Consider the following 10,075-nt stretch of genomic DNA (forward strand, 5'->3'; position numbering starts at 1 on the left):
GTGACTTCCTCCATTCTGGGGTTTTTGGTTTGGTCACCGAAAAACTTCGCCAAATTGGGGTGAAGTCCCTTTTTTATGCCTGAAAATCCTTGTGGCTCAAGGGCTTATATTACTGCAAAATGCTCAATTAGTAGCTGGATTTTCCTAACGCAATCCCTGCCTGTTTTTTGGGTAGGGATTGTGTTAATCATGATCTTTTCCGTTAAATTTCATCTTCTCCCAACATCAGGGAATCAAGGTTTGGAATCGTTGATCTTGCCAGCCGTTACCTTGGCCGCTTATCCCATTGCCCCGATTGCCCGAACGATGCGTTCGGCATTAATCGATGTTTTGAACCAAAGTTATATGACAACCAATATCGCGCAAGGTTTCTCGAAGAGAACAATGGTATTCAGACGAGGCCTGAAGAATGCGCTATTACCCGTTGTAACCGTCATTAGTTTGGAATTCGGGGTCATGACTGCAGGCGCCGTTGTGACGGAAACGATCTTTTCCTGGCCCGGCGTGGGGCAGCTCATTATTCAGGGAGTCAGCAATCGGGATTTCCCGCTCGTTCAGGCCAGTGTTCTGGTCATTAGCGCATTGTATATCTCGATCAGTTTTATAACGGATATGATTTATCTCTGGATAGATCCAAGAATTAAAGTGCAATAAAAGAGGGGATTTGCGATGAACAAGCGTTTTTCTATTCAGGGCAATTGGAAAGGAATCATTAGCATAACTCTACTTGGCTTCATTTTTATTGTCACCATATTCGCGCCCTTTTTCTCCCCTTTTGATCCATACAAGCAGTCTCTGCAGGATATCCTGATTCCGCCGTTAAGCCAGTTCAGCTCCCATTCAGGTATAAGCTTGCTGGGAACCGACCAGTTGGGAAGAGATGTTCTGAGCCGTTTGCTGTATGGCGGGAGAATGTCCTTGTGGATGAGTGTCATGTCCGTCGTCTTTGCCGGAGTTGTGGGGAGCTGCATCGGTATTATTTCAGGTTACTATGGCGGAAAAATAGATGCTCTGATGATGCGTTTAGCCGATATTCAGATGTCTATACCGAGTATGCTGCTGGCCATTGTCATGGTCGCCGTCCTGGGATCCGGCCTTGTGAATATTGTTATCGTCTTGTCGATCACAGGCTGGGTTACTTTTGCCAGAGTGGTCCGAAGTCAAGTGCTCTCTCTGAAGGAACTCGAATACGTAGAAGCGGCAAAAGCAATGGGAGTCTCGAATTTTGCCGTCATGCGAAGACATATCTTGCCTAATACGGTATTTACGATTGTGACTCAAGCTGCCCTGCAGATGTCCCGCATGATCTTGTTAGCTGCGTCATTGAGCTTCCTGGGCCTGGGCGTTGATGTGTCGACACCCACATGGGGAGGCATGATCAACGATGGCAAAAATTATATCAGTTCTGCTTGGTGGTTATCGACCATACCGGGCATCATCATTGCTTTTGTGATTCTCACAATCAACTTGTTCAGTGACTGGCTGCGGGATAAGGCGGAAGTCTAAAACACTGGAATAGGGGAACTTGTCATGCTTATCATATCTCGTGAACAAATCGTGAACAGCGGCATTGCAGACCCAAGAGCTGCGCAGCAAATCATTGAGCAGACCTTTATTCAAAAAGCCCATAAAAAAGCGGTTTGCGCTCAAGAAATCGCCATGATTCCGGATCGTGTGGAGGCAGGAGCCTTTTATTCTCTCCCTGCGTACTTGGAAGATGCTAATGTGGCCGGAATTAAATGGACAACCCACGTTCCCAAAACGGGTAAAAATGATTCCTACACGCACCCCGTCATTGTGCTGAACGAATTAAATACGGGTGTTCCCATAGCTTTGGTAGAGGGACAACTGATTAGCGGTCTCAGGACAGCAGCGGTTTCGGCTACAGCTATCAAGCATTTGGCCGATCCCCAGGCAGCCTCTCTGCTCGTGTGCGGCTCAGGTTTTCAGGCAAGACAACAAATCAAAGGCGTCTTACCGTTCTTGCCTCATCTACAAGAAATTCACTTCTGGAGCCGCAATGCAGCGCACGCTGAACAGATGGAGCAGGAATTGTCGGCTTTGCTTAAGCCATTAAAAATAAAAAGCCGCATTCATCACGAACTGCCGGGTCGTCTGGATTTTGCCGAAATTGTGATCGGGGTTACGTCGGCCTCCACTCCGTATTTAAATTCTTCTCATTTTACAAAGGGCCATTTGTATTTGCATGTCGGAATGAGGGACATTGAAGCAGAAGCGGTGGAGGCCTTTGATGAAATCGTCTGCGATGATTTTCAAAGCGGCGTGTTAACGAGCAATCAGTCTTTGTTCCATTGGCGAGAGTCAGCAAAAGCGTGGAGGCCAAGACAACTTTATTGGAACATTTAATTTTAAATCAAGTACAAGTGCGGCAGAATCCGCAGCAAAAGCTGATGTTCAACTCCTTCGGTTTGTCCATATTCGATTTGGCGCTCGCCCATATTGTGGTAGGGAAGACACAGGATCAATCTGGCGTGCCACAGTTTGAATTGTTTAAGGAGAGGTAATCATGGCAAACAAGCTGGTCGAAGTAAAGAATTTAAGCGTTGGATTTGAGAAGAACCAGAATCTGACGCAGGCATTTTCAAATTTGTCGTTTGATATCTATGAGAATGAAATTGTTTGCCTCGTAGGGGAGTCCGGTAGTGGCAAAAGTGTCACTGCCAAAGCTATAATGCAGTTACTGCAAGTTCCGCCGGCGAAATATATCGGTGGGGAAATCATTTTTAATGGTAAAGACCTTTTAAAGCTCAGCGAGAAGGAATTGGAGAAAATCCGGGGCAAGCAAATGGCGATGGTTTTTCAGGATGCATTAAGTGCCCTAAATCCTGTATATACCATAGGCACCCAAATGGTGGACGTCATTCGCTTGCATGCCAATAAGAAAATAACAAGAAAAGAAGCATTGGAGCAAGCCAAAGAGCTCCTGCATCTTGTAAATATCCGCAATGTGGATGAAGTTGTGAAGCAGTATCCGTTTCAGCTTTCCGGCGGCATGAGGCAGCGTTTGATGATCGCCATGGCGTTATCCTCCAAGCCGCAATTGCTGCTGGCTGATGAACCGACAACAGCACTCGATGTCACCGTACAGGCGCGTATCTTAAAGCTGATTCGTGATTTGAAAGAACAATTTTCCATGACGGTCCTGTTTATTACGCACGATCTGGGCGTGGTCTATGAAATGGCAGACAGGGTAATGGTATTAAAAGAAGGAGAGCTCGTCGAAGAAGGCAGGAAGGACGATATTTTTACCCATCCCAAGCACCCTTATACCAAAAAATTATTAAATAGCATGCCGCGGATTTATTTCCAAGAGGATTCGTAGAACATGAACGCTATTTAAGAAGGGGTGAAAGCCTAATGAGTCAGCCGTTTCTTGAGGTCAAGAACCTAAGAAAAGTGTACAAGACAAAAAGCAAAGCGGATTTTGTAGCGGTGAAGGATGTTTCTTTCTCCCTCTCCAAGGGTGAGACGCTTGGCATTGTTGGGGAGTCAGGCAGCGGCAAAACAACGGTTGCGAAGATGATTGCGGGGATGACGCCTGCCACTTCGGGCGAGATCTATTTAAAGGAAGAGCAGATCAGCGGAGTGAAGCGCAAGCAAGACATTAAGCGGAATATCCAGTACATTTTCCAGGATCCCGTATCTTCCTTAAATCCACGGATGAAAATCAAAGACATTCTCGCCGAGCCTTTGAAATTGTATTTTAAACTATCCAAAGTGGAAATCGACACCAAAATCGATGAATTATTAAGCGATGTCGGATTGCCTAACCATTACAAGCAGTATTATCCTAAAGAACTTTCCGGCGGACAGTGCCAGCGAGTAGGCATTGCCAGAGCGCTAGCGGCCAATCCGTCGATTATCGTTTGTGACGAGCCTACATCCGCACTAGATATGACGATTCAGTCGCAAATCCTGGATTTATTGAAAGAGCTGCAGCAAACCAAGGGATTCTCCTATATCTTCATTGCTCATGGACTGGAAGTGATATATAGTATCTCGAACCGCGTGTTAGTCATGAGGCAAGGCGAAGTTGTGGAATCCGGCGACACGGAAAGCATCTTTAAACATCCTGAGAATCCATACACGCAAGCTTTAATCCATGCGATTCCCAAAATTGAAGTTCCATTCTTCGAGATTAATTAGGAGGTCATCATATGAGTATTGTACCTTTAGCAAAAGTGGATGAAATGTCCCAGGAAGCCAAAGACTTCTACGAATCGAGAGTGAAAGAGAACGGCAGAGTTACCAATATGGTCAAGACTTTGCTGTATTCGATGCCTTCTTTCCGCGCGATGGAATTTTATCCAGTTCGGAATGAGCTGTTAAAAATCATCGGAACCCGGGCGGTCTATTTTTATTGCTACGCCATTTCTTCGGAAAATGAATGCCTGGTATGCACCACGTACCATGCCAAATTGCTCAAAGAGCTGAACATTTCTTTCGAAGAGTTCGAGTTTACAGAGATTGAAAAAGTGTTGATTGACTACGGAAGAGGTCTGGTGAACAATCCCAATGCGATTGACGAGCGCATCTACGCCGGATTGAAAAAACATTTTTCAAATGAAGAGATTGTATTAATTACAACTGTAGGGTGCAAGATGATTGCATCGAATACTTTTAACTCGGCTCTTAAAGTGGACCTTGATGAATACTTGTTTGAAGTTGATTTTGACGATAAGATTATGCCAGCAAAAAAATAAGACACAGGGCTGGACTAAATGTGACGACAGAGGTGTGTGGCAATCATGGATAAAATGGTGCTTCGCCGTATGGAATATTACGGCTATCACGGCGTATTCGAGGAGGAGCGCAAGCTTGGCCAGCGTTTCTATGTGGACCTGGAGCTGCAGCTTGATTTGAAGGAAGCCGGGGTTCACGATGACTTGACCAAAACGGTAAATTATGCCGAAATTCATGAACGGGTTAAGGCGGTTGTTGAGAACAAGAGCTTCAAATTGATCGAGGCGCTTGCCGAGTGTATTGCATCCGATCTGCTTGACACGTATACTGTTATAGATGCACTGACCGTCAAGGTGACAAAACCGCATCCTCCGTTCGATATTCATTTTGAAGGCGTAGCGGTAGAACTGTTTAGAACCAGAAAGTGAGCGTAAGCCATGAGTGATCACATTCCCTCTGAGTATTCAGAGGCTTATATAGCTTTGGGGGCCAATTTGGGGAACCGGGAGGCGACCCTGATGGAAGCCATTCGCAGACTGGATGAGCACCCCCGTATTACCGTTATGCGGTGTTCTTCGCTCTATGAGACCGAGCCGGTCGGCTATCTGGACCAGCCGAATTTTATTAATATGGCTATCGCGGTAAGAACAGATCTTCCGCCGGAACAGCTGCTTCGGTTTATGCTGGAAACGGAACAGGCGCTCGGGCGCGAGCGGAAGATTCGCTGGGGTCCGCGCACGGTGGATCTTGATTTGCTGTGGATGGAGGGAGATACCCGGGATACTGCCGAATTAACCCTGCCGCATCCCCGGATGATGGAGCGGGCTTTTGTGCTTGTTCCGCTTTCGGATGTTGTGACAGGGGGCCATGCGGGGGATTTCCGGAGGACCGTTGAAACAGCTTTGGAACAGCTCCATGAGAAAGAAGGAGTACGCTTGTGGAAAACATGCAACTGGCATACCGCATCCGCGCCTTTAGAAAACTGAAAGGATACACGCAGGTGCAGCTTGCAGCCCAGACTGGCGTTTCGCTGGCTGTTCTGGGAGCGATCGAGCGGGGAAACCGCCGCGTAGAAGAGCAAATTTTATCTAAAATTGCAGACAGTCTTGGCATATCGGTGTCTGAGCTTACACGTACAGGTCAGTAGCTTTTGAATCCAACACTAGAGAGGTGAACTTGAAATGCTTAAAATTGGCGATATTGAAATGAAAAATCAGGTCGTGCTGGCCCCGATGGCCGGTGTGTGCAATCCGGCTTTCCGTCTGATCGCGAAGGAGTTCGGGGCCGGGCTGGTATGCGCGGAAATGGTTAGCGGCAAGGCGATTGTTCATGGCAATGAGCGTACCCGGGAAATGCTGTTTGTTGATGAGCGCGAGAAGCCGCTCAGCTTGCAGATTTTTGGCGGCGACCGCGAATCGCTGGTTGAAGCTGCAAAAGTGGTGGATCAGGAGACCAACGCCGATATTATCGATATTAATATGGGATGCCCTGCGCCTAAAGTAACCAAGATCGACGCCGGGGCCCGCTGGCTGCTCGACCCTAACAAAATTTATGAAATGGTTTCGGCTGTAGTGGCTGCCGTCAGCAAACCGGTTACCGTCAAGATGCGTATCGGCTGGGATTCGGACCATATTTATGTAGTCGATAACGTCAAGGCTGTGGAACAGGCCGGAGGCAAGGCGGTCAGCATTCACGGCCGCACCCGTGAGCAGCAATACACGGGTCATGCCGATTGGAGTTACATCAAGCAGGCCAAAGAGTCGGTTTCGATCCCGATCATCGGCAACGGGGACGTAGTGACTCCCGAGGATGCCCGGCGCATGCTGGATGAGACCGGCTGCGACGGTGTGATGATTGGGCGCGGCGCGCTAGGAAACCCGTGGATGCTGTACCGGACCGTCGAATATTTGCGAACCGGGAAGCTTATGCCGGAGCCGGACGCGGCCGAGAAGATCCGGATCGCAATTCTTCACATGGACCGTCTGGTTGCGCTTCGCGGAGAGCAGGTGGCGGTCAAGGAAATGCGCAAGCATATTGCCTGGTACCTTAAAGGGCTCAAAGGCGGGGCGCGGGTGAAAGACGTCATCATGGAAGAAACCAAACGCGAAGAAATGGTGCGTATTCTTGAGGATTTCGTTGCCAGTCTGCGGGGATCCAAGGAAGAAGCCGTGCAACTGGCATAGTCACCCAGAATAACCTGTAATTGTATTTTATCGTCACGACGTTTTCGTTTTTGGTATCATTGACATTTTGCAGAGGTTAACCTATAATTTCTCAGTATAAATTCGCCTCTTGGAGATAACTTCCATGAGATGAGACGTTCTCATCTCTGCATGATTGCATATGATATTCTCAAATGTTACGTGATATATTCACGGCCGGCACCGATTTTTTGGTGCTTGCTGCCTCCGTGATGATAGGCTCTTGTCCAAGATGCCTGGCACCTGGGGTGCAGAAGGCGAAAATTATTTCCCATGACAGGAGAATCGGTTGAGATGAGCGATAAAGAAGTCATTCTTACACAGGACGGTCTGAAGAGACTGGAAGATGAATTGGAAAATTTAAAATCCGTGAAACGCCGCGAAGTGGCGGAGCGGATTAAAGTTGCGATCGGCTATGGCGATATTAGCGAAAACTCGGAGTATGAGGACGCGAAGAACGAACAGGCGTTTATTGAAGGCCGTATTTTGACATTGGAGAAAATGCTTCGCAATGCCCGGATTATCAGCAATGATGATATTGATACCGATACGGTAAGCATTGGTGCCACGGTTACGGTTGAGGACCTTGAATTTGGTGATACTATGGAATATGTCATTGTAGGGACGGCTGAATCCGACCCGCTGCATAATAAAATTTCGAATGAAAGTCCTGTCGGCAAGGCCATCCTCGGCAAGCAGAAGGGTGCTGTCGTGGATGTGGCTGTCCCTGCAGGAACGATCCAATATAAAATTATTGATATCAAGAAATAAGATCCGGGCATCTTTGGAATGGGAAGCTTCCATATGGAAGCTTCTTTCCCTGTTTTTCGCGCGGGAAGAGGAAGAATTGAAGGAGTTGAAACTAACTACATGACTGAAGAAAATATAAGTCAGGAAATGGAAGTCAGCGAACTGCTGCAGGTTAGACGCGCTAAATTGGACGAGCTCCGCTCTATGGGAGTCGACCCTTTTGGCAAAAAATATGACCGTACCGCTAATGCCGGCGACATTCTGAAACAATATGACGGCTTGACGAAGGAAGAACTGGAAGAAAAAGCGGTTTCAGTTCGTATTGCCGGCCGTATTATGGCCAAGCGTACAATGGGTAAAGCCAGCTTTGCGCATATTCAGGATCTCAGCGGCAAAATTCAGATCTACGTCCGCAAAGATACCGTTTCCGAAGTGGAGTATGCCGTGTTCGACCTGCTCGATCTTGGCGACATCATTGGTGTCAGCGGGGAAGTGTTCAAGACCAAAACCGGTGAAACAACGATCAAGGTTCAAAGTCTGGAGCTGCTGTCCAAATCGTTGTATCCTTTGCCTGACAAATACCACGGGCTTAAAGACGTGGAGCTTCGCTACCGCCAGCGTTACGTCGATTTGATTATCAATCCGGAAGTGCAGCAAACTTTTATTACGCGTTCGCGTATTATCCAGTCGATGCGCCGTTATCTGGATTCGCTCGGTTATCTGGAAGTGGAGACGCCTACGCTGCACAATATTGCCGGAGGGGCGGCAGCCCGTCCGTTCATTACCCATCACAATGCGCTGGATATGGACCTTTACATGCGTATCGCGATTGAGCTTCACCTGAAGCGGCTTATCGTCGGCGGATTGGAAAAAGTGTACGAAATCGGCCGTGTATACCGGAATGAAGGCATTTCTACCCGCCACAATCCGGAATTTACGATGATCGAGCTGTATGAAGCTTACGCTGATTATAAAGATATTATGTCCCTTACGGAGAATTTGGTTGCCCATATTGCTCAGGAAGTATTGGGCACGCAGGTTATTCACTACCAGGGACATGAAGTGAATTTGAAACCGCAGTGGCGCCGGGTATCCATGGTAGAAGCCGTTAAAGAAGTGACGGGTGTTGACTTCAGCGTGCAAATGACTAACGAAGAAGCGCATCGTCTGGCGGCTGAGCATAAGGTTCCGGTCGAGCCTCACATGACCTTTGGCCATATCCTGAATGCGTTCTTTGAGCAGTTTGTTGAGGAAACGCTGATTCAGCCTACCTTCGTAACCGGACATCCGGTAGAAATCTCGCCGCTTGCGAAAAAGAACGAACAGGATCCGCGCTTCACAGACCGGTTCGAGCTGTTTATCGTTGCGCGTGAGCATGCGAATGCGTTCACAGAATTGAACGATCCGATCGACCAGCGCCAGCGCTTCGAGGCGCAGCTGGCCGAACGCGAGCAGGGCAATGATGAAGCTCATGAGATGGATGAGGATTTCATCCGTTCGCTTGAGTACGGCATGCCGCCTACCGGAGGACTCGGCATCGGGGTGGACCGTCTCGTGATGCTGCTTACCGATGCGCCATCGATCCGCGATGTGCTGCTCTTCCCGCATATGCGTTCTCGCAGTGGGGAATAAGCTGTAGTGTAAATGAACTATAAGTAAGAGGAGCGAGGGGCAAACATCCCTGTACCGCTCCTCTTTCTTACATTATAAAGTTTATAAGTTTCAGGGATCGGAAGAAAAGCACCTGAACTTGCGTCGAAGTAAAAGCCTCACTTTGTGGGGATAACTTTTATTCTTTTTATGTGAGATCATTGGACTGTTGTGCGAAACGAAATCTTTCTTCGATTCTATGGATTTAATTTTAAAAAAACTATTGCATTTCCGAATCCCGCATGTTATATTATATTTCCGGCCACGAAGTGGGCATTTGATTATAACATTAACAACGTTAATAAAGTTAATAAAAAAATGCTTGCAAAGTTGGTTTGGATGTGATATTATATAAGAGTTGCTGCTGATGAAGTGGTAATATCTAAGAGACAGTTTGATCTTTGAAAACTGAACAACGAGTGAGAGGATTTTACGGATGTAAAATCCTGATTTAAGAGAATGAGGATGGCTTGAATGTTCATTCGAGTTTCATCTAATCTCGTCAGATTCAAAATGAGCTAATCGCTCTTTCACTAAAGGAACAACTTTATTGGAGAGTTTGATCCTGGCTCAGGACGAACGCTGGCGGCGTGCCTAATACATGCAAGTCGAGCGGAGCTGACGGAGTGCTTGCACTCCTGATGCTTAGCGGCGGACGGGTGAGTAACACGTAGGCAACCTGCCCGTAAGACTGGGATAACTACCGGAAACGGTAGCTAATACCGGATACGCAAGTTCCTCGCATGGGGGACTTGGGAAAGGCGGAGTAA

Annotated in this window: 13 protein-coding genes and 1 rRNA gene; all 14 read left to right on the forward strand. The window is 47.5% G+C overall.

The annotated features are described in order from the left end of the window. The first annotated feature begins 75 nt into the window (after window positions 1-75). Complete coding sequence (locus K7397_RS20765) at window positions 76-654, forward strand: ABC transporter permease (RefSeq protein ID WP_237691101.1); 579 nt, start codon at window positions 76-78, stop codon at window positions 652-654. A 15-nt stretch (window positions 655-669) separates the two neighbouring features. Further along, window positions 670-1,506, forward strand: coding sequence for an ABC transporter permease (locus K7397_RS20770; RefSeq protein WP_223070489.1), 837 nt, complete (start codon window positions 670-672; stop codon window positions 1,504-1,506). A 24-nt stretch (window positions 1,507-1,530) separates the two neighbouring features. Continuing rightward, entirely contained in the window at window positions 1,531-2,367 is an 837-nt protein-coding gene (locus tag K7397_RS20775; RefSeq protein WP_223070490.1) for a hypothetical protein, read from the forward strand. Continuing rightward, a complete protein-coding gene (locus K7397_RS20780; RefSeq protein WP_223070491.1) occupies window positions 2,355-2,525 on the forward strand; it encodes a hypothetical protein in 171 nt (56 codons plus the stop codon). The genes K7397_RS20775 and K7397_RS20780 overlap by 13 nt, the downstream gene beginning before the upstream one ends. Window positions 2,526-2,527: 2 nt before the next feature. Then, window positions 2,528-3,343 (forward strand): ABC transporter ATP-binding protein, encoded by an 816-nt coding sequence (locus K7397_RS20785; RefSeq protein ID WP_237691102.1) that lies wholly within the window; start codon window positions 2,528-2,530, stop codon window positions 3,341-3,343. A 35-nt stretch (window positions 3,344-3,378) separates the two neighbouring features. After that, on the forward strand, window positions 3,379-4,167 hold the full coding sequence (locus K7397_RS21945) for an ABC transporter ATP-binding protein (RefSeq protein ID WP_223070492.1): 789 nt from the start codon (window positions 3,379-3,381) through the stop codon (window positions 4,165-4,167). Between the two features lie 11 nt (window positions 4,168-4,178). Then, a complete protein-coding gene (locus tag K7397_RS20795) occupies window positions 4,179-4,724 on the forward strand; it encodes a carboxymuconolactone decarboxylase family protein (RefSeq protein ID WP_223070493.1) in 546 nt (181 codons plus the stop codon). A gap of 45 nt (window positions 4,725-4,769) precedes the next feature. Further along, a complete protein-coding gene (gene folB, locus K7397_RS20800) occupies window positions 4,770-5,132 on the forward strand; it encodes a dihydroneopterin aldolase (protein ID WP_223070494.1) in 363 nt (120 codons plus the stop codon). A gap of 9 nt (window positions 5,133-5,141) precedes the next feature. Then, on the forward strand, window positions 5,142-5,690 hold the full coding sequence (folK, locus tag K7397_RS20805) for a 2-amino-4-hydroxy-6-hydroxymethyldihydropteridine diphosphokinase (protein ID WP_223070495.1): 549 nt from the start codon (window positions 5,142-5,144) through the stop codon (window positions 5,688-5,690). Then, entirely contained in the window at window positions 5,642-5,851 is a 210-nt protein-coding gene (locus K7397_RS20810; RefSeq protein ID WP_223070496.1) for a helix-turn-helix domain-containing protein, read from the forward strand. Before folK ends, K7397_RS20810 begins: the two co-directional genes overlap by 49 nt. Window positions 5,852-5,885: 34 nt before the next feature. Further along, a complete protein-coding gene (gene dusB, locus K7397_RS20815; RefSeq protein WP_223070497.1) occupies window positions 5,886-6,887 on the forward strand; it encodes a tRNA dihydrouridine synthase DusB in 1,002 nt (333 codons plus the stop codon). A gap of 312 nt (window positions 6,888-7,199) precedes the next feature. Beyond that, entirely contained in the window at window positions 7,200-7,676 is a 477-nt protein-coding gene (gene greA / locus K7397_RS20820; protein ID WP_223070498.1) for a transcription elongation factor GreA, read from the forward strand. Window positions 7,677-7,775: 99 nt separating this feature from the next. Beyond that, on the forward strand, window positions 7,776-9,287 hold the full coding sequence (lysS, locus tag K7397_RS20825; RefSeq protein WP_223070499.1) for a lysine--tRNA ligase: 1,512 nt from the start codon (window positions 7,776-7,778) through the stop codon (window positions 9,285-9,287). Window positions 9,288-9,852: 565 nt separating this feature from the next. After that, window positions 9,853-10,075: ribosomal RNA gene (locus tag K7397_RS20830) — 16S ribosomal RNA — on the forward strand; the annotation flags it as partial.

This window comes from Paenibacillus caui (assembly GCF_019904135.1).
GTDB classification, from domain to species: domain Bacteria; phylum Bacillota; class Bacilli; order Paenibacillales; family Paenibacillaceae; genus Fontibacillus; species Fontibacillus caui.